The organism is Ruegeria sp. BI12, from assembly GCF_056537985.1.
In genome coordinates, this window is sequence record NZ_JBQFSL010000001.1 from 1,396,846 (window position 1) to 1,420,510 (window position 23,665).

The following is a 23,665-nucleotide window of genomic DNA, read 5'->3' on the forward strand; positions in this document are numbered from 1 at the left end:
CTCAGATGAATTTGAATGGCAAGACTGTGGTTGTCACCGGTGCAGCCAGCGGTATCGGTAAAGGCTTGGTGACCCGGTTTTCAAGCGAAGGCGCGCAAGTCGTTGGCGCTGACATCGACACTGCCGCCATGAAGTCCGTTGCAAATGACATCAACGGCCACGCGTTCACTTGCGATGTTTCTGACGAATCCAGCATTAAGGCACTTATCGATCATGTCGAAGATGAACTCGGTCCGATCGATCTGTTTTGTGCAAATGCCGGTATCCTGACACTTGGTGGCCTGGATACTCCGGATGCAGATTGGGACCGGATCTGGAAAATCAATGTCATGTCGCATGTCTGGACAGCGCGGCATCTGGTGCCGCGTATGATCGCGCGCGGCGGCGGTTATATCATGACGACGGCCTCGGCTGCGGGTTTGCTGAACCAACCTGGCGCTGCACCATATGGTGTTTCCAAACACGCCGCTGTGGGGTTCGCAGAATGGCTTTCGCTGACTTATGGCCACAAAGGTCTACGCGTTTCCGTTTTGTGTCCGCAAGCAGTTCGGTCTGAAATGACCCGTGGTTTTGAGGATTCGGTGGCATCAATTGACGGTATTTTAGAGCCAGAAGACGTGGCTGACGCCTGTGTCAAAGCCATTGAAGCCGAACAATTTCTGGTGCTGCCGCATCCGAAGGTGCTGGACTACATTCGACACAAAACCAGCGACTATGATCGCTGGCTGGACGGAATGAACAAGTTAAATCAACAATTTATCAATGATGATTAAGGTCTTTTTTGCGCTTTGCGCATCAGACCTTCCTGTGCGACCGACGCAACCAAAGTTCCATCTTGGGCATAAATGGAGCCTCGGTTAAAGTTGCGCCCTCGCCCGCTCCATGGTGAATCCATGGAATACAAGTGCCAGTTTTCGAAATGAATTGGCGCGTGGAACCACATAGCGTGATCCAGACTAGCCGCATTTACCTCGCCGGTGAACCAGCTGAGACCGTGGGGTCGCATGCCTGATCCCATTAGGTACATGTCCGAGGCATAGGTCATCAACAATTGCTGTGTGACAGCATCGGCGCCCGCCGCACCAGGCATGCGGAACCAGATCTGATTGCGATCATCCGTCTTTTCAGGATGAAACGGGTCCAGATGGCTGGCTTCTCGAACCTCGATGGGTCGCTCACGTGTCAACTCTCCACGCAGGTGTTTGGGCACCAGGTCAACATACTTTTGGCGCAGTTCTGTGCGCGACGGATAGCTTTCGGGCGCTTCCATCTGAGGCATCTCGTGATGATGATCCCATCCTTCATCCTGAATGTGGAACGATGCCGAAACGTTCAATATCTGTTTTCCATGCTGGATCGCGACCACGCGGCGCGTTGTAAAAGAACCTCCATCTCGCGCTCTATCAACCTGATAAATAACGGGAATAGACGGATCACCGGGGCGAATAAAATACGCGTGCAGAGAATGGCACAGTCGTTCATCAACAGTTCGACATGCAGCGGCCAGCGCCTGCGATACAACTTGCCCGCCATAGATACGTGTCGGAGTTTCACCACCTGACCCTGTGCCCCGGAACAAGTCCACCTCAAGCCTTTCAAGGTCCAAAAGATCCAGAAGGACACGTTCTGCTTCGGTCATTGGCGACTCTCCGTTTGGGCTTGAAAAAGGCGTATCAGTGCCACACGGGTCATTCAACCAATGCACCCATCACCAGTGCTTTCAGTTCGGATCGGGATGGGTAAGAACTGGATGGGGACAATTGTGTAAAGAATACGGCTGACAAGTCGTTGCAGCGATCTAACCAGAAGAACGTCGAAGCCATACCACCCCAACTGAAGTCCCCCACAGATCCTGGTGTCCGAGTTCTGCCAGGATTGATGATGACGGACCCGGCCAGACCAAATCCCATGCCTTCCATCGGTTGTTCGGCAAAGCTCTGCGGGCCCATTGAGGCAATATCGCTCGGTAAGTGGTTGTGCAGCATAAAGTCCACCGTCTTTGGTCCCAGTAAGCGGTTGCCGTTGCCCTGCCCCCTGTTCCGCATCATTTCGACGAATTTGGCGTAATCATCAATCGTGCTGACTAGACCACCACCGCCCGAAAACGTCGTTGCGTTTTCGAATGGCGAGGTGCCAGCCTCATCCGTCAATCGTAGAGGATTATCGCCGGTTTCCGCTGAATTCAGCGCCATCGCATCACCGGCCAATGGCGTATAGAGCGACGCAAACCGATCCCCTGCCCCCTTGGGTACGGAAAAGCCCGTCTCGGCCATTGCAAGCGGCTCAAGTATTTCTTCCGCGAAAAATTGATCCAGGGTTTTGCCGGAAACGACTTCGACTACGCGACCCAAAACATCAGTGGAAACCGAGTATTCCCAACGGGTTCCGGGTTGGAACGCCAGGGGGAGTTCGGCCAACGCTTCAATCCTCGCTTTCAACGGCCCTTGATTTGGCCCGAATATCAGCTTCCGCTCCTCCATTGCGGCCGGCAAATCACCGGGATTAAACGAATAACTGAAACCGCTTGTATGAGTCAGAAGCTGATGCAATGTCGGGGATGGTGCAGCCTCGGTTTGATCCAGCCGCTCTGCACCTGGAACAAGAGCTTGGGTTGCGGAGAATTCCGGTAAGAATTCAGAGAGTTGCGCGTCGAGGTGAAACAGCCCGCGCTCTGCCAGCATCATCACCGCGACTGAGGTGATAGGTTTTGTCATCGAATAGATGCGCACAAGCGTATCACGCTGGAACGGCAGATTCTTCTCGACGCTTCTGAGGCCACAGGTGTGAAAAAACGCCTCGGATCCGTGCTGGGTCAATAGCAACGAACTGCCCGCGTATTTGCGTTCATCGACATAACGCTGCATCCAGTCCCTTATGCGGTTCAGTCGGGCAGTATCTAGAGTCGTCTGGCTGCACATGGGATTTTGAACCTCCTCGATCGGTCTCGATAATCTTGACCGGTGACACACTGAATTAACAGAGGAATTCCAGATTTTTCGCACCGCGATCAACTGCTCGTGCGCGTCGGTCGTCACGCCTGTACACTGGGCACGTTACAGATTCGTCCGATGGTTCAGAGTTCGTTTCAAAGATCCTCGTTTCGGAGTTAGACAATGACGCAGACCATAGATTTCATTTTCGATTTCTGCAGCCCTAACGCATTTTTGGCCCACAAGGTTTTGCCCGATTTGGCGGAACGGCACGGTATGCAGGTAACCCATGTTCCTGTGCTACTGCCCACGATTTTCAAGGCGACGCATAATCAAAACCCGTTCGAGGCGTTCTCGGAAAATCGCCAGAAGTCGGCCTATCTGACCCATGACCTTCATCGATTTGCCCGCAGACGCAGTATTAACTTTCATATGAGCCCACATTTCCCGGTGAACACTAAATTCGCCATGCGGGGTGCTGTGTTCGCCTCGGGAAAGTCGTGGGAAGCCAAATATATAAACGCGATTTTTGATGCGATTTGGGTGCACGGTCAAAAGGTCGATGAACTGGGGGTGCTGATGGATATTCTGCAGGAAAACAGTCTTCCTACACGAAAGATCCGCGAGGCCATGACGGGTGCCGAGGTGAAACAGCAGCTGAAAGAACAATCCAAAGCAGCCGTAAAGCGCGGTGCGTTTGGGGTGCCCACGATGTTCGTGGGCCCCGAGATGTTTTTTGGCAAGAACAGCCTAGGCAATATGGAGCTGGAGCTTTCTAAGTCGACCGTCTGACAGGAGACTTACGATTCAAGCGCCGCAAGACCGTGCTTAGCGAATAACGGAACATAAGCCCCGAATACCTGCGCGCGTTTAGGGTCAGAGGCGTTGCCATCCAATGCGCGCTTGTAAACACCCTGTAGAATCCCAGCCATTCGGAAGAAATTGAACGCCAGATAAAACCCGAAGTTTTCGATGTTGGGGAGACCACGGCGTTGGCAATACTGCCCGATAAACTCTTGATCTGAAGGAATTCCCAGTGCCTGACGGTTGATGCCAGCCAGTCCGCGTCCCTCTTTACCGGGCGGCAATTGCCACTGCATGATAACAGCGGCCAAATCTGCGTATGGGTGTCCGATCGTCGATAGTTCCCAATCCAGGACACCGATACAGCGCGAACCGTTTTGCTCGAACATCAGATTGTCGATGCGATAGTCACCATGTACCAGAGTTCGCTGGCCATCATCGTCTGGAACAGATGACTCGAGCGCGGAAATAAGGGTATCCATCTCAGGGACCGTCGTTGTCTCGGACGCTCGGTATTGCTTGGTCCATCGGGCAATTTGGCGCTCAAAGTAATTGCCCGGAGGGCCATAGTCTGACAGTCCCACCGCGTCGATGTCGATCTCATGCAACTCAGCCAACACGCGGTTCATTTCGTCGAAGACACCGGTACGGGTGGCGTTGTCGCTTTCGTCCATCGTGGGTTCAAGGAACACCCGTCCCTGTAGGCGTTCCATGATATAGAACGCTGACCCGATGACGGCATCATCCTCACACAACAGCATCATCTGGGGGACTGGAACCGCGCTGTCCGTCAGCGCTCGCTGTACGCGAAATTCCCGTTCTACAGCGTGGGCTGATTTCAGCAACACGCCCGGCGGTTTTCGGCGTAGCACGTAAGACTTGGACGGCGTGCGCAGTTCGAACGTTGGGTTGGATTGCCCTATGTCGAACTTCGTCGCCTCTAACGGGCCCTGATAGCCATCTAGATTTGCGCTCAGGTACGTATTTAGAGACGTCAGATCGAGTTGTGATTTCGATTTCATTTCAAACAACTATGTCCTGTACTTTATAGCGCCGCTTCAAAGAGGTTGCCGGCTGTAACCACGTTTAGGCCTCCGGATACCGGGATCACAGCACCGGTCACGTAGCTGCCGCCACGCCCGCACAGGAACAGCATACACCCGGCGATATCCTCGTCGCGACCAACACGGCCCAGCGGGACAGTCTTGCCAACTTTTTCGCGCGTTCCCTCATCCGCCGTAGCAAATGCTGTCATACGCGACACAAACGGCCCAGGCGCAAGCGCGTTGACGGTGACGTGGTATGGCGACAATTCCTTGGCCAGAATTTTCGTCAGGTGCAGCACCGCAGCTTTGGACGCGGAATAGCTGTATGCGCCGTCACCCATCGGCACTTCACCCATAACCGATCCAACATTGATGACGCGCGACGGATCTTCAGGTGTTCCGGATTTTATCAGCATCGGCAACAAGCGTTGTGTCAGTTCAAACAGACCTGCAACATTGACAGAGTTAACCTTTTCCCACGCATGATGGGGAAACTGCCCGAGCGGTGAACCCCACGAGATGCCTGCATTATTCATAAGGATATCAAGGGTCTCTGTACGGTTTTTGACCTCACTCAACATGGCCTGAACACCTTCCTCGGTCCCGACATCGCCACTGAAACCTTCCGCGCTGCCCGGCGCATCCAGTGCATTCAGCTCGGCTGCGACGGCCTCACAGGCGTCACCCTTACGCGATGCAATCAGCACCCGTGCCCCTGCCCTTACCAGCGCTTCCGCTGCCATCCGGCCGATACCGGTTGCACCGCCCGTTACCAGCGCGGATTTTCCCTGCAGAGAAAATAATGTTTCAGGGGTCATGGTCTGCTCCTCGGTTTTGATTGCTGGCACAAGTTGCGGTTGCCGGCGAAACTTGCACCCAGCGGAATTCTTGACAACATCCAACGCTGCGCCAAAGTTCCTCCCAACCGAATAACAAGGACAACACAGCTATTATGCAAGCGTTACTCAGCGTCGCTCCGGGCGGACCGGAAACATTGGAGCTTACCACCCTGCCCGACCCAGTGCCCGGCAAGGGTGAATTGCTTGTGCGGGTCAAAGCCGCCGGGGTTAATTTTCCCGATACGTTGATGATCCAGGACCTGTATCAGATCAAGCCACCCAGACCGTTCGCTCCGGGCGGGGAAATCGCGGGCGAAGTTTTGGGAATTGGCGAAGGTGTCACCGGGTTCGAGGTTGGCGACCGGGTTCTGGCATTGACCGGATATGGCGGATTTGCCACCCAATTGACTGTCAAAGCCGCCGTAGCGGTCAAATTCCCGGACACGATGCCCTTTGATGACGCCGCGTGTTTCATATTCACCTACGGTACGTCCTACCACGCTCTGAAAGATCGCGCTGCTTTGCAACCTGGCGAAACACTATTGGTGTTGGGCGCGGCCGGTGGCGTCGGAAGCGCTGCTATTGAGTTGGGCAAAACAATGGGAGCCCGCGTCATCGCGGCGGTATCCTCATCAGAAAAAGCGGATTTTTGCCGTCAAATTGGGGCGGACGAGGCTATTGTGTACCCCCGTCAGATGGATCGCGACGCTCAAAAGGCTTTTTCAAAAGAAATCAAGTCCGTAGCAGGCGCGAATGGCGTAGATGTCGTCTATGACGCCGTAGGCGGGGAATACGCCGAACCTGCGCTGCGCAGCATGGCGTGGAATGGCAGGTTTCTTGTTGTCGGGTTTCCAGCTGGTATTCCCAAGATTCCACTCAATCTACCATTGTTGAAAGGCTGCCAGGTTGTTGGCGTGTTTTGGGGGGCTTCGGTCTATCGTGATCCCAAAGGCCATACCGAAAATATTAGCGAATTATTCGACTTATACGCAAAATCTCTGATAAAGCCGCAAATCAGTGCGCGGTTTTCTTTGGAGGATGCCCGCGAGGCCCTAGTCTTACTGAATGACCGTTCGGTTCTTGGTAAGGTTGTGGTCACGATGCCTGAAACCTGACTGCTCACCAATGCACAGTTCAAGATGTGATGGTATGTGAGACACGCTACTCGCCTGATGAGTGCGCGGGTTGGTGGACATCCATACCTATTCAAGTTTATCAACCAGTAATGGGACGGAGAACGAATGCATAAAGTTCTGATTTTGAACGGTCCGAACCTGAACTTGTTGGGCACACGACAACCCGAGGTTTATGGCCGTACAACACTGAAAATGGTTGAAGAAACCTGTGTAAAACACGGCGCGTCAATCGAGTTGGAGGTATCGCACCAGCAATCCAACCACGAAGGCGTGCTGATTGACGCGATCCACGCAGCCAAAGGCACGCAAGACGGGATCGTGCTGAACGCCGGAGCGTATACTCACACATCCATCGCTTTGATGGACGCGATTTCCTCGGTCGAATTGCCGGTTGTCGAGGTCCATCTGTCGAACATACACGCGCGCGAACCATTTCGGCACAAGTCCTATGTGGCCTCCGTTGCAGTGGGTCAGATTTGCGGTTTTGGCCTTCTAGGCTATGTGATGGCGTTGGACGCGTTGTCGGCGCATTTGAAAAATGAGGGGGCTGCATGAAGCTGGGCGAATACCTGAATTTCCTCAGCTACGTCAAAACTCTGGAAGAGCTTTGGGACGCTCACTGCCGCCAGATGGCCGAGTTTGGTTTTGACCGCCTTCTGTACGGCTACACACGCTACAGGACCGAGACGTCTTTGGGTGACCCCGAGGATTTCACCATCCTGACAAATCACGGCAAAGAATACATTGATGGGTTCGTGCGGGACGGGCTGTACTTTCATGCGCCCATGCTGAAATGGGCTTTGCATAACGAAGGCGCGGCCAGTTGGAAACTGATCCAGGATATGAATTCCGATGGCACGATGACCGCCGAAGAGCGTCAGGTGTACGAGTTCAACCGGTCAAAGGGCGTTGTAGCAGGATACACCGTTAGTTTCACCTCGGTTTCGATGCGGTCCAAAGGCGCGATCTCTCTTTCGGCGGGTGGGGCCGTGGGTCAGGATGAGGTCGACGCAATCTGGGCGGAGCATGGCGACGACATTCTGTTGATGAACAATGTCGCGCATCTGAAGATTCTCACCCTGCCCTACAACACCCCCAATCGTGCACTAACCAAGCGTCAGCGCGAGGCGCTGGAATGGGTTGGAGACGGCAAAACGACACAGGACATTGCGCTTTTGATGGGGCTGACGTCGGCTACAGTTGAAAAGCATCTGAGGCTCGCTCGTGAGTCTCTGTCCGTTGAGACAACAGCACAAGCAGTACTCAAGGCATCCCTGCAAAATCAGATGTTCATCATGGAAGCATGATGTGTCTAAATTGACGCTAAATTGCGTCAATTTACGTAGGGTAAGGAAATCATGACTTCCCGAATCTGAGCCCTAGTTGCACAGTGATATCGTTCCGTGAGTGGTGGCTTTAGCCTGGGAACGTTTTGATCGGATCTTTGCAATATCAAAGCTCTCCGGTCGCTCTGACATAAAGGCGTCTATTTGTACGCGTCTCTTAGTCGGAATTTTGGGGGGCCTCGACCATCCCCATCTGCGGGGCCCCTCAATCCTTCTTTTATTTTTGTATGAGATTCAGTTCACGCGCTGATTGGCGCAAAAAAAACCGACTACCAATATGGTAGCCGGTTTTTATCCTGTTCAGGGTGAGGCCCATCCAAGGGCCTCTGCCAGACTTAGCCTTGTGCGGCTTTGGCAACTTCGGCTGCGAAGTCTTCTTTTTCGACCACGATGCCTTCGCCAACTTCAAGACGAATGAAGCCGGTGATGGTTGCGCCTGCTTCCTTTGCCGCTGCTTCAACGGTCAGGTCAGGATTCACAACGAAAGACTGGTTCAGCAGGGTCGCTTCAGCCACGAATTTCTTCATACGGCCTTCGATCATCTTTTCGATCACCTGTTCCGGCTTGCCGGATTCGCGGGCGATGTCCATCTGAACCTGCTTTTCTTTCTCGACAACAGCCGGATCCATGTCGGCCTCAGACAAGGCCGCGGGGTTCACAGCTGCGATATGCATCGCAACCTGCTTGCCAATCGCTTCGTCACCACCGGACAACGCAACCAGAACACCGATTTTGCCCATGCCGTTGGTGGCGGCGTTGTGGACGTAGGATACAACGGTGTCGCCCGACAGTTTGGCCATGCGACGCACCGACATGTTTTCGCCAATAGTGGCGATCTTGTCGGTCAGGGTGTCTGCAACGCTTTTGCCGCCCAGATCAGCTGCCAGCAATGCTTCGACATTGTCGACGCCTTCGGCAGCGTAGGCGATCTTGCCAACCATTTCTTGGAAGTCAGCGTTTTTAGCGACGAAGTCAGTTTCCGAGTTCACTTCAACAGCAACACCGTTGCCGCCGTTGACGTGTACTGCAACCAGACCTTCAGCTGCGGTACGGCCGGATTTCTTAGCCGCCTTTGCCAGACCTTTGGTACGCAGCCAGTCAACGGCTTCGTCCATGTTGCCGCCGGTTTCGGTCAGCGCTTTTTTTGCGTCCATCATGCCTGCGCCGGTCGAGTCGCGCAGTTCTTTAACCATTGCTGCTGTGATTGCCATCTTTTGGCTCTCCTCAATTCAAACGGAATTGGGGCAGGTCTACCCTGCCCCATATGTCAATAACGTGACGGGCAGCTTACGCTTCGGCTTTGGCTTCCGGCGCGGCTTCTTCAGCAACAGGTGCCTCTTCCGCAACGACTTCTTCAACCGGTGCTTCTTCGAATGCACCCAGGTCAACACCTGCGGCACCCATCTGAGCGGTCATGCCGTCCAGAGCTGCACGAGCAACCAGATCGCAGTACAGAGCGATTGCGCGCGCTGCGTCGTCGTTGCCGGGGATGATGTAGTCAACGCCGTCGGGCGAGCAGTTGGTGTCGACAACAGCCACAACCGGGATACCCAGTTTGTTGGCTTCGGCGATGGCCAGTGCTTCTTTCTTAACGTCGATGACGAACAGCAGATCAGGAACGCCGCCCATCTCGCGGATACCGCCCAGCGATGCCTGCAGTTTGCCCTGGTCACGTTCCATGCCCAGACGCTCTTTCTTGGTCAGGCCTTCGGCGCCAGATTCCATTGCTTCGTCGATCTGGTTCAAACGGTTGATCGACTGGGAAACGGTTTTCCAGTTGGTCAACGTGCCACCCAGCCAGCGGTGGTTCATGTAGTACTGAGCCGACTTTTCAGCAGCTTCTGCGATCGGCTGAGCTGCCTGACGCTTGGTGCCAACGAACAGAACGCGGCCACCTTTTGCAACGGTGTCACGAACGGCCTGCAGAGCCTGGTCCAGCATCGGAACAGTCTGGGTCAGGTCCATGATGTGGATACCATTGCGCGAGCCGTAGATGAACGGGCCCATGCGGGGATTCCAACGCTGTGTCTGGTGACCAAAGTGAACGCCAGCTTCCAGCAGCTGACGCATGGTGAACTCGGGAAGAGCCATGCTATTTTCCTTTTCCGGTTTACGCCTCGGCGGGGGTGAAAGAAGCGGATGCTCCAACCGGCGGGCCAGATAGGGATGTCTCCCCTACAAAGCCCAAACCCCGCCTGCGGGTTTGAATGGCGCGCGTATACGGCAGGTTTTGATGCAGTGCAAGGACATTTCGCCCTTATTTTTCAAGCCGTGCCAATGCATGTGCGTGACGCACAGCCTCTTCGCAATGCGCTGCCAGTGCCTTGCGGTCAGCAAAGTCGCTGACCTTCGCAGGTGTATGGTAGATCAACTCGACCGATCCCTGTCGACGCGCACCCAGGGTCTTAAGCAGATGTGGGGCGAAATCCATGTCGCCCCACCAGCCATAAAACCTGTCCGGCTGTCCGGCAGGCGCGTGAAAGATCACCGAGACCGGTTGAACGTACATGAACTCCCGCAACTCTTCTGAAAAGAACGCGGCAAAAAGTGTTGTTTTAAAGGGCAAAACACGAAGTCCGTCGGTCGAAGTGCCTTCCGGAAAAAACAACAGCTTATGCCCGACTTTCAGCCGCTCTTCAAAGATCTGCGTCTGTTCGCGGGCTTTCTTTCGGTCACGTTCGATGAACACCGTACCCGTTGCACGGGCCAACCAACCAATACCTGGCCATTTAGCCACCTCGGCCTTGGACACGAAGTACACCCGCTTTCGGGCGTTCAGCGCAAAGATATCCAGCCACGAGGTATGGTTTGCGACCACCGCGCCGCGTTCGCGCATCAATTCGCCAGAACAGCGAAAACCGATGCCAAGAAGACGGAGCGCGTTGCGGCAGACAAACTGTACTATGAACGGGGTGATCGGCCGACGTAGCCCGAACATCGGGCGTTCAATCAGGCGAACTGTCAACAAGACAAGCAGTCCGCCAAAGACCAAAATTGCCACTGGGAGCCCGCGTAGGATCACCAGCATCCAGCCTAGGACACCCAATTCAATTGGATCCGGCGCGTCGTCGCTATTCCAAAGAGCGTCATTCACCAGATCAGGCTCCGCCATAGATACGCCGCTGGCGTTCGTTCATCCGTTCCGTGTCCAGAATCAGGCAAACATCGGTCGTGTTGAACGCATGGTCGATAAACGCCCCCTCACCCACAAAACCGCCCAGCCGCAGATAGGCTTTGATCAGTGCAGGCACCTGCACCATAGCCGCACGGCGATCCAACGCGTCCGGAGCGACCAGATCCATACTTTGAAATACAGCCGGTTGTGCCCGAACCCGCAAGTCCGGCGGGGCCAAATGATTGTGGTGCAACATCGATAATGGCTGCGCCAGTTCCTGAACATCGATACCGTGAAAACTGGCGACGCCAAACAGAACTTCGATCTCGCGTTCGTTCACATATCCGGCCAATCCGTTCCACAGATGATACATCGCCGTCCCACCGCGGTAATCGGGGTGAAGGCAGGACCGTCCAAGCTCCAACAACTTGCGACCGCTTTGTTTCAAAACGGTCAGGTCGTATTCATCCTCGGAATAAAACTGCCCAAGTTCCGCTGCACGTTCACCGGGTAACAGTCTGTAAACACCCACAACTTCGCCGGTCGCGTCGTCATAGGCCAACATGTGGTCAAAGTAAGGATCAAAACGATCTTGCTCCAATCCCGCCTCGTGGTCCACCATCTCGCCACCGCCGCCCAATTCACGGACAAACACGTCATAACGCAGCCGCTGAGCAGCGCGCAACTCGGCCTCGGAGTCGGCGAGTTTTACAGTGAAAGAAGGGCCTGAATCCGGCATCGGGGTTTCCGCTTTTGTTTGCGCGCTGATACCCCAGTTATCAGTCGAATGGCAACCAGCGCTGCGATTGCCGGTTGTTAACCATTCTTAAACCAGTTTCACAGATCAAAGACGGGCGTCAGGGCAATGCGGGTTCCGTCTATTACCACTTTTCCCTGATCGCGGAAATTCACGGTGACTTTGCCGCCGATGTTGGACTGCACCTGTCCGACGCCCCAGTCGGGGAAATCGGGGTGGCGGACATACATGCCCGGTGCAAGAATGGCATTGAGGTCTGTCATGATCGGGCTCCGGTCCGGCGGCAGATACAACAGGAGAGGTACGCATGGGCGACACCAACGTCAATCTGGCCGAGTTGATCGGGTCGCGGATTTGTCACGATCTGATCAGCCCCATTGGTGCAATTACCAATGGCCTGGAATTGCTCGAAATGGTTGGTGCTGTACATGGACCCGAGATGGAGCTGATCTCGGGCAGCGTCGGAAGCGCCGGAGCAAGGATACGGTTCTTTCGCGTGGCTTTTGGCTCGGCCAGCGATCAGCCATTGGGGCGGACAGAGGTTACAGAGCTGTTGAAAGATGTCGAAAGCGTTGGCCGCGTGCGTGTCAACTGGCACATTACCGACGCCATGCCTCGCAATCAGATCAAACTCGCCTTTCTGGCCCTAATGTGTTGCGAAAGCGCAATGCCGATGGGTGGTGACGTCTCAGTGGAAAACTACGGCGGCGGTTGGACGGTGACGGGGGTCGCGGACAAGTTGAAAATTGACGCTGATCTTTGGAAAAACCTGCCCAAAGGCCAGTTTGCCAACGCGGTGACACCGGCACATGTGCAGTTCGCGCTACTGCCTCAGACAGCAGTATCCATGGGACGGCGGGTTGCGGCGGAAACCACCTCAACCCGCGTCGCGATCCGGTTTTAAGAGCGCACCGTCCCGTTACCACGCACCAGATATTTGAAACTGGTCAGTTGAGCGGCCCCGACCGGGCCGCGCGCATGCATCTTGCCGGTCGCGATGCCAATCTCAGCTCCCATCCCAAATTCACCACCATCGGCAAATTGGGTCGAGGCGTTGTGCATCAGAATCGCACTGTCGAGGCGCTCAAAGAACCGGGCCGCGGCGTCAGCATCCTCTGTCATGATGCAATCGGTATGGTTAGAGCCAAACTGACGGATGTGTGCGATGGCCGCGTCAATGTCTGCGACCGGTTTGGCCGCGATGATGCTGTCGAGGAATTCCTTACCCCAGTCGTTTTCAGTGGCTTCGATGGTGCCGTCCACGGCCAAAGCACCTTCGGCATGGATCTCGACACCTGCAGCCAGTAAGGCGGAAATGATATCCCGACCAAGTGTTTCAGCTACATCCTGATGGATCAGAAGACATTCGGCCGCACCACAAATTCCGGTACGCCGGGTTTTCGCATTCAGTACGACATCAAGGGTTTTTTGCGGATCCGCGGCTTTGTCGATGTAGATGTGCACGATGCCTTCCAGATGAGCAAATACAGGCACCCTCGCCTCTCGCTGTACTAGCCCCACCAGACCTTTGCCACCGCGCGGAACAATTACGTCCACGCAATCTGTCATGGTCAGCAATTCTTGCACGGCGGCGCGGTCGCGCGTGGGTACCAACTGGATGGCGTCATCGGGCAGGTTAGCCGCTTTCAACCCTTCGACCAGACAAGCGTGAATAGCGGTGGAGGAATGGAAGCTTTCAGAACCACCGCGCAGAATAACCGCATTGCCCGACTTCAGGCATAGTGCGCCAGCATCAGCTGTGACGTTCGGGCGGCTTTCGTAAATCACACCGATAACGCCCAGCGGCGTACGTACCCGTTGGATGTTCAAGCCCGAGGCCATATCCCATTCGGTCAGAACCTCACCCACCGGATCGGCCTGATCCGCGACCGTGCGCAGCCCATCGACCATGCCGTGAACACGCGCCTCGTCCAGCATCAGGCGGTCCATCATTGCTGGGCTCAAGCCCTTTTCGCGACCAAACTCCAGGTCCTTTTTGTTGGCGTCGATGATATCTTTGCGTCTTGTCCAGACAGCATCGGCGGCCGCAATCAGGGCTGCGTGTTTACGCTCGGCACTGGCAAAGGCCAGATCGGCCGAGGCCGCCTTGGCACGTTTTCCAAGATCGGCCATCAGGGCGGGAATGTTGTCGAAATCCTTCATCTCAGATGCCTTTCGGTCGGTCTTTTGCTTCTATCATCGCGCAATTAAAGCGCCAAATCATCACGGTGGATAAGGACGGCCCGGCCCGGATAACCCAGTGTCGCCTCGATTTCCGAGGACTTGCGTCCCTTGATCGCATCCGCCTCTTGCGCGGTATAGCGGCTTAGGCCTTGGGCCAAACGCCGGGCTTGAGGGTCCATGATGGCCACCGGATCCCCGCGCCCAAAATCGCCGGTCACCTCAACAATGCCAGCAGGCAGCAGGCTTTTGCCGTTGTCCAACGCTTTGGCCGCCCCTGCGTCTACCACAATTTCTCCACGTGGTTTCATTGCCGAAATCCAACGCTTACGCGCGGCATGTGGATCCAGAGTTGCCGTGAACCAGGTGCAATTGGCGCCATCTTCAAGCGATTTTAGGGGGTTTATGATCGAACCTTCGGTAATGGCCATGTCGCAACCCGCGGCGGTGGCCATCTTTGCGGCCAACAGTTTGGTTTTCATTCCACCCTTGGACAGACCGGAACCAGCATCACCCGCCATCTCTTCGATCTCTTGCGTAATGGTCTCAATCACATCAAAACGCTTGGCGTCGCCGTCTTCATTCGGGTTTCCGGTGTAGAAACCGTCGACATCCGACAACAAGATTAATTGGTCGGCCCCCACGGTCACGGCGATCTGCGCCGCGAGGCGATCGTTGTCGCCATACCGGATCTCATCTGTGGCCACCGTATCGTTTTCATTTACAATCGGAACCACGCCCAAACTTAGCAAAGTCTCCAGCGTCGCGCGCGAGTTAAGATACCGCCGCCTATCTTCGCTATCTTCCAGCGTGACCAAAACCTGCGCGGTTGTGATGGTGTGCGGGGTCAGAGCCTCTTCATAGGCCCGCGCCAGTCGAATCTGGCCCACAGCTGCTGCGGCTTGAGATTGCTCTAAGGGCAAATCCGCCATCGGCAAGCCTAAGACACCTCGTCCCAAGGCAATTGAACCGGAGGACACCAGGATAACATCCGTCCCCTGCCCTTTGAGCCACGCAACATCTTGCGCCAGCGAGTGCAACCAATCCGACCGCAGTAAACCCGTGTCGCGGTCCACCAGTAACGCGGACCCGATTTTGACAACAAGTCGGCGTGCTGCAGTCAGGGTTGCCAAGACTTCGTCTCCTCAACGGGTTTTTGGCGAAGACGGTTCTCATCGATCTGCGCACGCAAGGCGCGCAGAATCTCAGTTACCCCCAAATGTGCCACACCAGACATGGTCATCACGGGACCGCCGACCGCCTCTTCCAGCTCAGCCCTTTTCAGCGCCAGTTCCTCTTCGTCCAGCGCATCGACTTTGTTCAGGACCGTAATCCGCGGCTTTTCCGCAAGCTCGCCGCCATAGGCTTCCAGCTCATGAATGATCGTCCGGTAATCCTCGGCCACGGTTTCCGAGGTTCCATCGACCAGATGCAACAGAACTGCACAGCGTTCGACGTGGCCAAGGAACCGATCACCGATCCCACGGCCTTCGTGCGCGCCTTCGATAAGGCCGGGAATGTCCGCGACGACGAATTCTACATTGTCGACACCCACAACACCCAAATTCGGGTGCAGTGTTGTAAACGGATAGTCAGCGATCTTGGGACGGGCGTTCGATGTTGCTGCCAGAAAGGTCGACTTGCCCGCATTGGGCATGCCGAGCAAACCCACGTCAGCGATAAGTTTCAGCCGCAGCCAGATCGTGCGATCAATCCCCGCCTGCCCCGGATTGGCGCGGCGCGGGGCCTGGTTGGTGGCCGATTTGAAGTGCAGGTTGCCAAAGCCACCATTGCCGCCCTTGGCCAGCAAGACCCGCTGTCCAACTTCGGTCAGATCACAGATGACGGTCTCTTCGTCCTCATCCAAAATCTCGGTTCCAACCGGCACGCGTAGGATGATATCGTCACCATCTTTTCCTGTACGCTGCTGACCACGACCGGGCTGACCGTTCTTGGCAAAGAAATGCTGCTGATAGCGGAAGTCGATCAGGGTGTTCAGCCCGTCCACAACCTCGGCCCAGACAGAGCCGCCTTTACCGCCGTCACCACCATCGGGACCGCCGTATTCAATGTATTTTTCGCGTCGAAAGCTGACGCACCCGCCACCGCCGGCCCCGGACCGGATGTAGACCTTTGCAAGATCGAGAAATTTCATGACTGTCCCCTAATGCAAAGGCCCCATCGGCCACAAGTCAGAGTTTTTTACTGTAAGTCCAGGTGGGCACATTTGCATCGCGCGCCACCGAATAACTTTCGGCATCACCCAGATATTGAAAACCGCAATGGGTCAGCACACGGGCCGAGGCCGGATTGTCCTGAAACACGCTGGCAAACATCGTCGCGTTTTCCAACGGGTTGGCCAGAACCAATGCCTCGACCGCCAGTGATGCGACACCGGTGTTCCAATAGACCGGAGCGACCCAGTAGCCGACCTCGGACTGATTACGATCCAGTTTTTCCAATGAGATCAGACCGATCAGCTCCGGGCCGTCATCTTTTGTAGCATCCAGCGCCCACACATCCTCTGTCCGTTCCTCGGACATCGAGCGCGCAATAAACGCCTCGACGGAACCCGGCGGCAGCGGATGTGGGATCGACGTGGTCATACGCGCCACCCGTTCATCACCTGCATAATGCTCGATGAGACCCATATCCGAACGACGCAGTGGGCGCAGATCGAACCGCTCGGTTTCGATGACCGGCTGGTTTATTATTGTCTCAAGTTTCATGAGTGCGTTCCTCCTCCGAACAACACAAAAAGTACGGACGCAACAGTGAGACTGGCTAACGTCCACATCAGATATTTTTCCACGGGCCGACCTTCAACCACGTGGGCAATTCTATCTCCGGCAAATGTCCAGATCGGATGTAAAATTACCTGGCAAAGCAACAAACAGAGAGCGATCGTGAATGTTGCGTTAAAGCTGGACGTGCCAGCCGCAACAAACCCGGTAAATCCGGCAATGATCATGGCCCAAGCCTTTGGATTAAGAGGGTGAACGATCAACCCCGCCCAAAAACCGGGCACCTCTCCGGTGGTATCGGTGCGCGACAACCGCAGGTTCGCGATTTTCCAGGCCAACCAGCAGATATATGCCGCCGAGGCGTATTTCAGCACGGTAAAGACCATTGGGGCCTGATCCGCGAGTTGCAACAGACCAAAGCCAACGGGCCAGATGATCAGCTGTTTACCCATGATCACACCAGCCACGAACGGCAATGCGGCACGAAACCCATAACGCGCGCCCGTCCCTAACAGGACCATGTTGGCGGGCCCCGGCGTTCCGACCTGAGAGGCTGCGAAGATCAGGAAACTGGTGGTGGCAACGGTCATTCCATCGCCTCCCAGTCCGCACGACGCAGCAAAACGTCCTGAACAGTCACATCTTCGTTGGTCGAACGTACCGTCGCACGGTGTTGCCCATCCGGTTTGAACCCAAGTTTTGACAAGACCGCTTTGGACCGTTCGTTGCCCAGATGATAACCAGAGGTAAGTTCCTGCCGATCAGATCGAAAGAACCTTGAGATCATCGCGCGGGCGGCTTCTGTCACATAGCCATGCCCCCAAGACGATTTCGCAATCCAGTAACCCAGCTGAGATCCGGTCGAGATGCAACCAATGAGGGCGTCCTCCCGGGTGATAGCAAAGGCATCATGCTCTGTGGCCATCGCGCCGACAAATTCGGCGGAATGTTCGGTTTCATAGGGGTGAGGAACGACGGTAAGCCAACGCACCACGTCAATGTCGTTCAGGAGCGTGACCAGACGCGACGCATCCTCACGCCGAAAACGGCGCAATGTCAGACGTCTTGTAATTATCACTTCGGTCATGGGACCGCTCCTGAAAACGAGAAAGGGGACCGGCACTTTGTGCCGGTCCCCCATGAAATTTTCTTAAACCTTCTGGGTTTCGGCTTACTCTGCGGCCTCCGCCACTGGCAGGACCGAAATAAAGGTGCGGTTTTTGAGGCCTTTGTGGAACTTCACAGCGCCATCAACAGTTGCAAAGATTGTGTGATCTTTGCCCATGCCTACGCCTTCGCCCGGCCAGAACTTGGTGCCGCGCTGACGCACGATGATGTTGCCCGAAATGGCGGCCTGACCACCATACAGTTTCACGCCAAGGCGGCGACCAGCTGAGTCGCGACCGTTACGGGAGGAACCGCCAGCTTTTTTATGTGCCATTCTCTCTCTCCTTAGCCTTTGGCCAGCTCTTTGGCCTGCTCAACCCACTCGGGTTTCACTTTGACCGTTTCGATAGCAGCAATCTGCTCGTCCGACAAGGCGGCCAGAGCAGCAAAGCTCTCGATACCGGCTTCTGCCAGCTTCTTGGCAGCGGCTGGGCCGACACCGTTCAGCTTGGTCAGATCGTCAGCGGCAGCAGCAGCGGCGGGTGCTTCTGCTTTGGCTTCAGCTTTCTTGGCAGGCTTTTTCGCCGCCGGAGCAGCTTCGCCAGCCGGTGCCGAACCGGTTGCAGCTTTGATGCCCGACTTGTCAGCGCCCGACGACAGGATGTCGGTGATCTTGACCAGAGTCAGCTTCTGACGGTGGCCAACGGTACGCTTCGAGCTGTGCTTACGACGGCGCTTTACGAACTTGATGACCTTGTCACCTTTGATCTGTTCGATCACTTCGGCTTGTACGCCTGCACCATCGACGAACGGTGCACCAACAACCGGAGCGTCACCGCCCAGCATCAGAACATCGTTGAATTGAACTTTTTCACCTGCGTCGGCAGCCAGCTTTTCAACACGGAGCACGTCGCCCGCCTGAACCTTGTACTGCTTGCCGCCAGTCTTGAGGACCGCAAACATGCGTCTTTCCTTTGTCTGATCGCGTTCTGTGGTCCCCGACTGGGTGTTGCTGGCTTTCGCCACCTCGAACAGCGCGCCCTTTTCGGGCTGTGTGAATGACCTTTAGAGTTTACTAAGGGTCAAATAATAACGATACCCGGCGCGGAATACCGGCCGGGATGCGCGCTTATCCATAGATTGGCTGAGAAAGTCAACATCAAAAACAGGGTCAAAGATCCGATGCGCTTAGCGCCCGCGAAACCGCCTGTCCCAATTGGAAATAGATCTGATCATACATCAAATCGAATCCCTCGAAAAAGGCTTCGTTTACGGCGCGCCCCGTCTCGGTCCGGGAAAAGGCGATGTTTTCGCGCATCTGAGCCTCATCCAGCGGCTGATAGGCCACCAGAAGGAAGGAATACAACCAGATACGGTTTTCCTCAGTAATACTGTCCTTGTCCGATAAGAGTTGCGCCAGAATATCTTCTGAACTGGTTCCGGCGTGCTCACTGAGTCCACGAAAGAAACTGTAGTCCGAGCTAAGCGAGCTTTGAACATTCCTTTCGATCAGATCATTGACTTCGATATACTCGCCAACAAGCCGATAAAGCTGGGTGCCGCCTCCTCCATTCAGGTAGTTCTCGCGCGCCATGTCCTTGATGGTCTCATCCGCGAAAGCTTCTCTGGCCGAATTTTCCAGCGTGATTATGGTCTGACCGACATCGCTTTCGAAGAAATGGATCGCACGATCCAGTTGACTACCTGTCAGGCTGGTTTCAAAGACCTGAGAAATCTGATCCTGCATCCAATCTGTATCGTAGATTGCGTCCACCTGATCTTCGAAAAGCGGCCCTCCGTTCCCGCCCAGAAACGTTTCGTTCAGACTTGCTGCCTGCGTTAGGCCCTCGTCGCGCAGGATGTCGACAACCTGTTGCAGTTGAACAGCCTGCATTAGGCGTTCCACCCTCTCGGACGCGGCCAGCGGTGCGGAGTAAAGGACAATGACGAAGCAGGCAGCGATAAGGCGCATCAGATATCCTGGGCCGGATGCAGTTCCGCCATCCGCGCAGCCAGATCTTCAAATTTCATGGCCATGATTTCATACTGGATTGCATTCAATAGCTCATAAACTTCTTGCATCAGGGGTTGTTCCAGCGCTTCGGCATAAGCGATGACCTCAGAGTCCGAGAAATCCTGATAGGTATAGGCTGCACCGGCCAGTGCAGAAAGCTGCAGCGCTTGCCGCATTCCGGTTTCTTGGCGCTTCATCATCAAGCGCAGCTCATCCGCACCCAGTTGCAAGTCGATCACACCCGAGGCGCTGGCGGCCAAAAGAAAGCGCACCTGAATTTCCTGCAATGCGCGCAATGCCGTCCCACTGGAATCAATCGCATTGTTCATGCGCTTCAGATTCTCGACCCGTTTTGAACCTGCCTTGATCAGGTCCGAGACGATTTCCTGTCCTTCCATCTGCTTGGCGTTGTCATCTTCAACCATGTGCGAGGCATTTTCGGCCTCAACCAGCCTTTGCCCAAGATCAGAAGCATAGAACTCAACCGCATGGGACAGCGCCTCATCGGTCAGCGTCTGTTCCAGAATTGAAACCGCCGTCTCGTGCATGTCCTTGGTGTCAAAGACCTCTTCCGTGAGGCGCGTCCAATCTGATCCGAACCCGTCTGGATCGATTCCCAACATTTGTGGGGCCGACGCTGATGCCAGCGCGATGCTCTCTAGAGCAACGTCAAACCCCGTGGTTGTCAAAAAGGCTTCGATCCGGTCTCGTCCGGCAGCAAGCGCGGACTGAGTCCCAGTGGTCACAATCAGAACGACGGCGAAAAGTGGAAGGATTGTGCGGCGCAGAATATAAGTCATACCTATGACCCTAGGGGAAATACGGCGTCAGGCAACGGAAAAACCCGGCTTTGTTAATTTCGGGAATTTTCTGCTTGCACCCCTTCGCGTTCATCACTAAATCCCCCCCTCACAGACCCCCGCGGAGAGGTGCCGGAGTGGTCGAACGGGGCGGTCTCGAAAACCGTTGTGGGTGCAAGCCCACCCAGGGTTCGAATCCCTGTCTCTCCGCCAGTCTTCTCATTGACTTAGGCCAGAAACGACAAGAGCCGCGAACCGCAATTCCGGGCCTCTGGTTGGTCGATGCATGTTGTTTTCGTTTTTCCAGATCTACCCAAATCCAGAATGACCCGTTTATTGCGTCACTGCGGTCACTCGACAAACCGGACAATCTACTTTCCTGCCACACGACCCCTTCACTGCCGTCGAATTTAGGCGAAACCAAAAAAGAGTTGGTAGGTTATAGCTAAGTTGTCGGATGCTCTGGCGCATCACCTAACGCCAGTAACAGAAGTATGGCCAGTATTGGCGACCCGACCAGTCCGATCAGAAACCAGATCAAGCCGGATCGATTGCGGGTTTGCGCCATTGTGATGGGCAAGACATATAACCAGATCACTGCAACTGCCAAAACGACAAAAAATAGTAGCCCAACAAAGCTTTCCATTTTTGTTACCTTTCGTCTGAATTTTTAGTTGTGTGGGTATTTGGGCATCACCATTCAAAGCGCCCGGTATTCCTTTAGCTTTTAGCTTTAGCCCGTTGCATGCTGCGGTAAAGTCTTTGCTGCTCAGCCGATACGCAATCAACCTTTGGCAAAAGCGCTTGATAAACATGGTTCTTCGGACTCGTCGAAAATGCAATAGAGCCTCCCGGTTCAGCGGGGTTTTCTTCTGAGTAATCTGCATTTTCTTTTCCGTGACCCGAGAAAAAGCTGTCAAATTTCCCACGAACGGCTGATTTACGTTTCAGGTTAAATTAAATTAGCAAGCTCTAGGGCAAAGCTATCTACGTGACGGCGTGTTATTGCCATCTGGTTTCATCAGATCGGCGCAGGCTGGCTCAAACCCCCGAATTGAAATGAATTTCGGGGAATTCCCCTTTGATCACTGATAATTTACCCTCATCTAAGCGGCACATATTTTAAGGAGAACCTCATGTCGCGTACACTCGTATTGGCTGTCATCGTCGCCGGACTTGGCGCCGGAGCTTACTATTACCTCAACCAACCCGAACCTACACCTGCCGAACAACTTCAATCGGCGGCGCAAGAAGCCGGTGAAGCAGTGAACGATGCCGTAGAAGCCGCGACCGAGCAGGCAAGCGAAGCTGCATCTTCCATCACAGACCAGGCCAACGAAGCGGCCGAGCAAGCTGGACAGGCGGCCACTGATCTGGCCAACCAGGCAAGTGATCAGGTCGCGTCTCTGGCCAATCAGGGACAAGACTTGCTGAATTCCTGGATCGAAGAAGGTACACTGTCTGTCCAAAATTTTGATTATGACGCGATGGTAACTTCGGTTCAGGATAGCCAGTTGTCGCAGGACCTCAAAACAAAGGCTCTGGGTATCCTGGATGAAATCAAAGCATCCCCCGAGTTGATTGCTCAGAAGATCGAAGAACTCCGTGTGCTTTTGACCGGACAACAATAATTTCCTAGGGCCGTTCGGAATTGAGCGGCCCTTTGTCCATGCAGCGCGAACGCTCCCGCAACGTCAGACGCAACTCTGATTGACCTCTCCGCGTCCGTTTGCTTGGCTGCCCCTAGATCCAAAGCAACATCGATTGCAACAGACCCGTTCTGTGCCATGTCCGGACCGGAGATAGGAGAAATAATGACCACCCTGCCCCGCACCATGTTCGCCGTCATTCAAACCCATGACGGATACTCCGGATCGGCCACGGGTCCGGTTATTGAAGTTGCCGCCGACTGGCTAGCCGAGGCCGAGCTTCCCGTGCCCGAACCCGGACCCGGTCAGGTTTTGATCAAGCTGCGGGCATCGTCGGTAAACCCCTCCGACCTCCACTTTATCAAAGGAGAATACGGTCAGCCACGAGTCAAAGGTTCGCCCGCCGGGTTTGAAGGCTGTGGCGACGTTGTAGCCACCGGCACAGGTGCCGAAGCGTTACAAGGTCAAAGGGTTGCCTTTGTGGCGGCTGGTTCCGGGGCATGGGCCGAGTATGTTGTGACGCAAGCGCTTATGTGCATCCCTTTACGGCCCGATATTTCGGACGATGACGGCTCAGCCCAGATCGTCAACCCTATGACTGCGATGGCGATGGTGGACATCGCGCGCGGTGCAGGCGACGCTTTTGTCGTCTCAGCTGCCACCAGCCAGTTGGGCAAGCTTATGTGTTCATTAGGGCGCGACCTTGGGCTTAAACCAATCGCCATCGTGCGCCGGGCCGAGGCCGTAAATAGCCTGAAAGAACTTGGCGCCCATGAAGTTTTAGTCTCCTCGGACCCCGACATGATGCAGAAGTTCCAGGCAATCAGCAAAGAGCTGAAACCGCGTGTCTTTCTGGACGCTGTGTCGGATCAGATGTCCGAGCAGGTTTTCTGCGCGATGCCCAACGGTGCACGGTGGGTCGTTTACGGCAAGCTTAGCCCCGAACTACCAAAGCTTACGCAGACGGGCCAATTGATCTTTATGAGCAAGCGGATCGAGGGGTTCTGGCTGACCAAATGGATGACCTCGACGCCTCCGGAGGATCAGATGCGGGTAGTTGCCGAAGTACAGGCCCGATTTGCCGATGGTCGCTGGAAAACGGATGTTTCTGAACGGCTTGGCCTGCGCGATGTGGTTACAAATCTGGCGGATGCGCTGAAAAAGAGTGACGGAAAGGTCATTATCGCGCCATAGTAG

28 protein-coding genes and 1 tRNA gene are annotated in these 23,665 nt (G+C 55.0%); 9 read left to right on the top strand and 20 right to left on the bottom strand.

Annotated features, from left to right (window positions below):
- Nucleotides 1-5: 5 nt before the first annotated feature.
- Entirely contained in the window at nucleotides 6-773 is a 768-nt protein-coding gene (locus ACR0AK_RS07165; RefSeq protein ID WP_480792844.1) for an SDR family oxidoreductase, read from the top strand.
- Here the strand turns inward: ACR0AK_RS07165 and ACR0AK_RS07170 are convergent.
- Both ACR0AK_RS07170 and ACR0AK_RS07175 read right to left on the bottom strand, forming a co-directional pair.
- Nucleotides 770-1,639: an acyl-CoA thioesterase gene (locus ACR0AK_RS07170; protein WP_480792845.1), complete on the bottom strand. Its 870-nt coding sequence runs from the start codon at nucleotides 1,637-1,639 to the stop codon at nucleotides 770-772. The two genes, ACR0AK_RS07165 and ACR0AK_RS07170, sit on opposite strands and share 4 nt — an antisense overlap.
- Nucleotides 1,640-1,688: 49 nt before the next feature.
- Nucleotides 1,689-2,864, bottom strand: coding sequence for a serine hydrolase domain-containing protein (locus ACR0AK_RS07175; protein ID WP_480792846.1), 1,176 nt, complete (start codon nucleotides 2,862-2,864; stop codon nucleotides 1,689-1,691).
- A gap of 249 nt (nucleotides 2,865-3,113) precedes the next feature.
- Here ACR0AK_RS07175 and ACR0AK_RS07180 point away from each other — a divergent pair, with 249 nt between their 5' ends.
- Complete coding sequence (locus ACR0AK_RS07180; protein ID WP_480792847.1) at nucleotides 3,114-3,722, top strand: DsbA family protein; 609 nt, start codon at nucleotides 3,114-3,116, stop codon at nucleotides 3,720-3,722.
- Nucleotides 3,723-3,730: 8 nt separating this feature from the next.
- Here ACR0AK_RS07180 and ACR0AK_RS07185 read toward each other — a convergent pair whose 3' ends face one another.
- Together ACR0AK_RS07185 and ACR0AK_RS07190 are read right to left on the bottom strand one after the other, a co-directional pair.
- Complete coding sequence (locus tag ACR0AK_RS07185; RefSeq protein ID WP_480792848.1) at nucleotides 3,731-4,756, bottom strand: phosphotransferase family protein; 1,026 nt, start codon at nucleotides 4,754-4,756, stop codon at nucleotides 3,731-3,733.
- 23 nt (nucleotides 4,757-4,779) lie between these two features.
- Nucleotides 4,780-5,598: an SDR family oxidoreductase gene (locus ACR0AK_RS07190; RefSeq protein WP_170557326.1), complete on the bottom strand. Its 819-nt coding sequence runs from the start codon at nucleotides 5,596-5,598 to the stop codon at nucleotides 4,780-4,782.
- Between the two features lie 134 nt (nucleotides 5,599-5,732).
- Between ACR0AK_RS07190 and ACR0AK_RS07195 the strand changes: the two genes are divergently transcribed.
- The 3 genes from ACR0AK_RS07195 to ACR0AK_RS07205 all read left to right on the top strand — a co-directional run bounded on the left by ACR0AK_RS07195 (nucleotide 5,733) and on the right by ACR0AK_RS07205 (nucleotide 8,062).
- Nucleotides 5,733-6,734: an NADPH:quinone oxidoreductase family protein gene (locus ACR0AK_RS07195; protein ID WP_480792849.1), complete on the top strand. Its 1,002-nt coding sequence runs from the start codon at nucleotides 5,733-5,735 to the stop codon at nucleotides 6,732-6,734.
- A 126-nt stretch (nucleotides 6,735-6,860) separates the two neighbouring features.
- Nucleotides 6,861-7,310 carry a type II 3-dehydroquinate dehydratase gene (gene aroQ / locus ACR0AK_RS07200; protein WP_170557328.1) on the top strand — a complete coding sequence of 150 codons (450 nt, stop codon included), beginning with the start codon at nucleotides 6,861-6,863 and terminating at the stop codon, nucleotides 7,308-7,310.
- On the top strand, nucleotides 7,307-8,062 hold the full coding sequence (locus tag ACR0AK_RS07205) for a LuxR family transcriptional regulator (protein WP_480792850.1): 756 nt from the start codon (nucleotides 7,307-7,309) through the stop codon (nucleotides 8,060-8,062). Before aroQ ends, ACR0AK_RS07205 begins: the two co-directional genes overlap by 4 nt.
- Before the next feature lie 374 nt (nucleotides 8,063-8,436).
- Here ACR0AK_RS07205 and tsf read toward each other — a convergent pair whose 3' ends face one another.
- From tsf to ACR0AK_RS07230, 5 genes are all read right to left on the bottom strand, one after another.
- A complete protein-coding gene (gene tsf, locus ACR0AK_RS07210) occupies nucleotides 8,437-9,312 on the bottom strand; it encodes a translation elongation factor Ts (RefSeq protein WP_170557331.1) in 876 nt (291 codons plus the stop codon).
- A gap of 76 nt (nucleotides 9,313-9,388) precedes the next feature.
- Nucleotides 9,389-10,192 carry a 30S ribosomal protein S2 gene (gene rpsB / locus ACR0AK_RS07215; protein WP_170413159.1) on the bottom strand — a complete coding sequence of 268 codons (804 nt, stop codon included), beginning with the start codon at nucleotides 10,190-10,192 and terminating at the stop codon, nucleotides 9,389-9,391.
- Nucleotides 10,193-10,358: 166 nt separating this feature from the next.
- Nucleotides 10,359-11,213 (bottom strand): lyso-ornithine lipid O-acyltransferase, encoded by an 855-nt coding sequence (gene olsA / locus ACR0AK_RS07220; protein WP_480792851.1) that lies wholly within the window; start codon nucleotides 11,211-11,213, stop codon nucleotides 10,359-10,361.
- On the bottom strand, nucleotides 11,200-11,955 hold the full coding sequence (olsB, locus tag ACR0AK_RS07225; protein ID WP_480792852.1) for an L-ornithine N(alpha)-acyltransferase: 756 nt from the start codon (nucleotides 11,953-11,955) through the stop codon (nucleotides 11,200-11,202). Before olsB ends, olsA begins: the two co-directional genes overlap by 14 nt.
- 98 nt (nucleotides 11,956-12,053) lie before the next feature.
- Entirely contained in the window at nucleotides 12,054-12,236 is a 183-nt protein-coding gene (locus ACR0AK_RS07230; RefSeq protein WP_170557337.1) for a DUF3553 domain-containing protein, read from the bottom strand.
- Nucleotides 12,237-12,280: 44 nt separating this feature from the next.
- On the opposite strand from ACR0AK_RS07230, the gene ACR0AK_RS07235 reads away from it, so the two are divergent.
- Nucleotides 12,281-12,877 carry a histidine phosphotransferase family protein gene (locus tag ACR0AK_RS07235; RefSeq protein ID WP_170557338.1) on the top strand — a complete coding sequence of 199 codons (597 nt, stop codon included), beginning with the start codon at nucleotides 12,281-12,283 and terminating at the stop codon, nucleotides 12,875-12,877.
- Here the strand turns inward: ACR0AK_RS07235 and ACR0AK_RS07240 are convergent.
- From ACR0AK_RS07240 to ACR0AK_RS07285, 10 genes are all read right to left on the bottom strand, one after another.
- A complete protein-coding gene (locus ACR0AK_RS07240; RefSeq protein WP_480792853.1) occupies nucleotides 12,874-14,136 on the bottom strand; it encodes a glutamate-5-semialdehyde dehydrogenase in 1,263 nt (420 codons plus the stop codon). The genes ACR0AK_RS07235 and ACR0AK_RS07240 overlap by 4 nt on opposite strands.
- Before the next feature lie 44 nt (nucleotides 14,137-14,180).
- A complete protein-coding gene (proB, locus tag ACR0AK_RS07245; protein WP_480792854.1) occupies nucleotides 14,181-15,287 on the bottom strand; it encodes a glutamate 5-kinase in 1,107 nt (368 codons plus the stop codon).
- Nucleotides 15,275-16,309, bottom strand: coding sequence for a GTPase ObgE (gene obgE, locus ACR0AK_RS07250; protein WP_480792855.1), 1,035 nt, complete (start codon nucleotides 16,307-16,309; stop codon nucleotides 15,275-15,277). The genes proB and obgE overlap by 13 nt, the downstream gene beginning before the upstream one ends.
- Before the next feature lie 37 nt (nucleotides 16,310-16,346).
- On the bottom strand, nucleotides 16,347-16,883 hold the full coding sequence (locus tag ACR0AK_RS07255; protein WP_480792856.1) for a GNAT family N-acetyltransferase: 537 nt from the start codon (nucleotides 16,881-16,883) through the stop codon (nucleotides 16,347-16,349).
- Nucleotides 16,880-17,488, bottom strand: a complete 609-nt coding sequence (locus tag ACR0AK_RS07260) for a LysE family translocator (RefSeq protein ID WP_480792857.1) — start codon at nucleotides 17,486-17,488, stop codon at nucleotides 16,880-16,882. The genes ACR0AK_RS07255 and ACR0AK_RS07260 overlap by 4 nt, the downstream gene beginning before the upstream one ends.
- Entirely contained in the window at nucleotides 17,485-17,985 is a 501-nt protein-coding gene (locus ACR0AK_RS07265; protein ID WP_480792858.1) for a GNAT family N-acetyltransferase, read from the bottom strand. Before ACR0AK_RS07265 ends, ACR0AK_RS07260 begins: the two co-directional genes overlap by 4 nt.
- Before the next feature lie 84 nt (nucleotides 17,986-18,069).
- Nucleotides 18,070-18,339 carry a 50S ribosomal protein L27 gene (gene rpmA / locus ACR0AK_RS07270; RefSeq protein ID WP_058271644.1) on the bottom strand — a complete coding sequence of 90 codons (270 nt, stop codon included), beginning with the start codon at nucleotides 18,337-18,339 and terminating at the stop codon, nucleotides 18,070-18,072.
- Nucleotides 18,340-18,350: 11 nt separating this feature from the next.
- Nucleotides 18,351-18,968 (bottom strand): 50S ribosomal protein L21, encoded by a 618-nt coding sequence (locus ACR0AK_RS07275; protein WP_170557349.1) that lies wholly within the window; start codon nucleotides 18,966-18,968, stop codon nucleotides 18,351-18,353.
- Between the two features lie 208 nt (nucleotides 18,969-19,176).
- Nucleotides 19,177-19,977, bottom strand: coding sequence for a DUF2059 domain-containing protein (locus tag ACR0AK_RS07280; RefSeq protein ID WP_480792859.1), 801 nt, complete (start codon nucleotides 19,975-19,977; stop codon nucleotides 19,177-19,179).
- Entirely contained in the window at nucleotides 19,977-20,819 is an 843-nt protein-coding gene (locus tag ACR0AK_RS07285) for a DUF2059 domain-containing protein (protein ID WP_480792860.1), read from the bottom strand. The genes ACR0AK_RS07280 and ACR0AK_RS07285 overlap by 1 nt, the downstream gene beginning before the upstream one ends.
- Nucleotides 20,820-20,942: 123 nt before the next feature.
- Here ACR0AK_RS07285 and ACR0AK_RS07290 point away from each other — a divergent pair.
- Nucleotides 20,943-21,032: transfer RNA gene (locus ACR0AK_RS07290), tRNA-Ser, on the top strand.
- A 232-nt stretch (nucleotides 21,033-21,264) separates the two neighbouring features.
- On the opposite strand, the gene ACR0AK_RS07295 is transcribed toward ACR0AK_RS07290, so the two are convergent.
- Nucleotides 21,265-21,465 carry a hypothetical protein gene (locus tag ACR0AK_RS07295; RefSeq protein ID WP_480792861.1) on the bottom strand — a complete coding sequence of 67 codons (201 nt, stop codon included), beginning with the start codon at nucleotides 21,463-21,465 and terminating at the stop codon, nucleotides 21,265-21,267.
- Between the two features lie 490 nt (nucleotides 21,466-21,955).
- On the opposite strand from ACR0AK_RS07295, the gene ACR0AK_RS07300 reads away from it, so the two are divergent.
- Together ACR0AK_RS07300 and ACR0AK_RS07305 are read left to right on the top strand one after the other, a co-directional pair.
- Complete coding sequence (locus ACR0AK_RS07300) at nucleotides 21,956-22,450, top strand: hypothetical protein (protein WP_170557353.1); 495 nt, start codon at nucleotides 21,956-21,958, stop codon at nucleotides 22,448-22,450.
- A 183-nt stretch (nucleotides 22,451-22,633) separates the two neighbouring features.
- Nucleotides 22,634-23,662 (top strand): zinc-binding dehydrogenase, encoded by a 1,029-nt coding sequence (locus ACR0AK_RS07305; RefSeq protein ID WP_480792862.1) that lies wholly within the window; start codon nucleotides 22,634-22,636, stop codon nucleotides 23,660-23,662.
- Nucleotides 23,663-23,665: the final 3 nt, after the last annotated feature.

What these genes read in the sequence shown, in the direction of transcription:
- ACR0AK_RS07165 (WP_480792844.1), top strand. Translation starts at nt 6, where the DNA reads ATGAATTTGAATGGCAAGACTGTGGTTGTCACCGGTGCAGCCAGCGGT.
- ACR0AK_RS07170 (WP_480792845.1), bottom strand. Translation starts at nt 1,639, where the DNA reads ATGACCGAAGCAGAACGTGTCCTTCTGGATCTTTTGGACCTTGAAAGG.
- ACR0AK_RS07175 (WP_480792846.1), bottom strand. Translation starts at nt 2,864, where the DNA reads ATGCAGCGTTATGTCGATGAACGCAAATACGCGGGCAGTTCGTTGCTA.
- ACR0AK_RS07180 (WP_480792847.1), top strand. Translation starts at nt 3,114, where the DNA reads ATGACGCAGACCATAGATTTCATTTTCGATTTCTGCAGCCCTAACGCA.
- ACR0AK_RS07185 (WP_480792848.1), bottom strand. Translation starts at nt 4,756, where the DNA reads ATGAAATCGAAATCACAACTCGATCTGACGTCTCTAAATACGTACCTG.
- ACR0AK_RS07190 (WP_170557326.1), bottom strand. Translation starts at nt 5,598, where the DNA reads ATGACCCCTGAAACATTATTTTCTCTGCAGGGAAAATCCGCGCTGGTA.
- ACR0AK_RS07195 (WP_480792849.1), top strand. Translation starts at nt 5,733, where the DNA reads ATGCAAGCGTTACTCAGCGTCGCTCCGGGCGGACCGGAAACATTGGAG.
- aroQ (WP_170557328.1), top strand. Translation starts at nt 6,861, where the DNA reads ATGCATAAAGTTCTGATTTTGAACGGTCCGAACCTGAACTTGTTGGGC.
- ACR0AK_RS07205 (WP_480792850.1), top strand. Translation starts at nt 7,307, where the DNA reads ATGAAGCTGGGCGAATACCTGAATTTCCTCAGCTACGTCAAAACTCTG.
- tsf (WP_170557331.1), bottom strand. Translation starts at nt 9,312, where the DNA reads ATGGCAATCACAGCAGCAATGGTTAAAGAACTGCGCGACTCGACCGGC.
- rpsB (WP_170413159.1), bottom strand. Translation starts at nt 10,192, where the DNA reads ATGGCTCTTCCCGAGTTCACCATGCGTCAGCTGCTGGAAGCTGGCGTT.
- olsA (WP_480792851.1), bottom strand. Translation starts at nt 11,213, where the DNA reads ATGGCGGAGCCTGATCTGGTGAATGACGCTCTTTGGAATAGCGACGAC.
- olsB (WP_480792852.1), bottom strand. Translation starts at nt 11,955, where the DNA reads ATGCCGGATTCAGGCCCTTCTTTCACTGTAAAACTCGCCGACTCCGAG.
- ACR0AK_RS07230 (WP_170557337.1), bottom strand. Translation starts at nt 12,236, where the DNA reads ATGACAGACCTCAATGCCATTCTTGCACCGGGCATGTATGTCCGCCAC.
- ACR0AK_RS07235 (WP_170557338.1), top strand. Translation starts at nt 12,281, where the DNA reads ATGGGCGACACCAACGTCAATCTGGCCGAGTTGATCGGGTCGCGGATT.
- ACR0AK_RS07240 (WP_480792853.1), bottom strand. Translation starts at nt 14,136, where the DNA reads ATGAAGGATTTCGACAACATTCCCGCCCTGATGGCCGATCTTGGAAAA.
- obgE (WP_480792855.1), bottom strand. Translation starts at nt 16,309, where the DNA reads ATGAAATTTCTCGATCTTGCAAAGGTCTACATCCGGTCCGGGGCCGGC.
- ACR0AK_RS07255 (WP_480792856.1), bottom strand. Translation starts at nt 16,883, where the DNA reads ATGAAACTTGAGACAATAATAAACCAGCCGGTCATCGAAACCGAGCGG.
- ACR0AK_RS07260 (WP_480792857.1), bottom strand. Translation starts at nt 17,488, where the DNA reads ATGACCGTTGCCACCACCAGTTTCCTGATCTTCGCAGCCTCTCAGGTC.
- ACR0AK_RS07265 (WP_480792858.1), bottom strand. Translation starts at nt 17,985, where the DNA reads ATGACCGAAGTGATAATTACAAGACGTCTGACATTGCGCCGTTTTCGG.
- rpmA (WP_058271644.1), bottom strand. Translation starts at nt 18,339, where the DNA reads ATGGCACATAAAAAAGCTGGCGGTTCCTCCCGTAACGGTCGCGACTCA.
- ACR0AK_RS07275 (WP_170557349.1), bottom strand. Translation starts at nt 18,968, where the DNA reads ATGTTTGCGGTCCTCAAGACTGGCGGCAAGCAGTACAAGGTTCAGGCG.
- ACR0AK_RS07280 (WP_480792859.1), bottom strand. Translation starts at nt 19,977, where the DNA reads ATGCGCCTTATCGCTGCCTGCTTCGTCATTGTCCTTTACTCCGCACCG.
- ACR0AK_RS07285 (WP_480792860.1), bottom strand. Translation starts at nt 20,819, where the DNA reads ATGACTTATATTCTGCGCCGCACAATCCTTCCACTTTTCGCCGTCGTT.
- ACR0AK_RS07295 (WP_480792861.1), bottom strand. Translation starts at nt 21,465, where the DNA reads ATGGAAAGCTTTGTTGGGCTACTATTTTTTGTCGTTTTGGCAGTTGCA.
- ACR0AK_RS07300 (WP_170557353.1), top strand. Translation starts at nt 21,956, where the DNA reads ATGTCGCGTACACTCGTATTGGCTGTCATCGTCGCCGGACTTGGCGCC.
- ACR0AK_RS07305 (WP_480792862.1), top strand. Translation starts at nt 22,634, where the DNA reads ATGACCACCCTGCCCCGCACCATGTTCGCCGTCATTCAAACCCATGAC.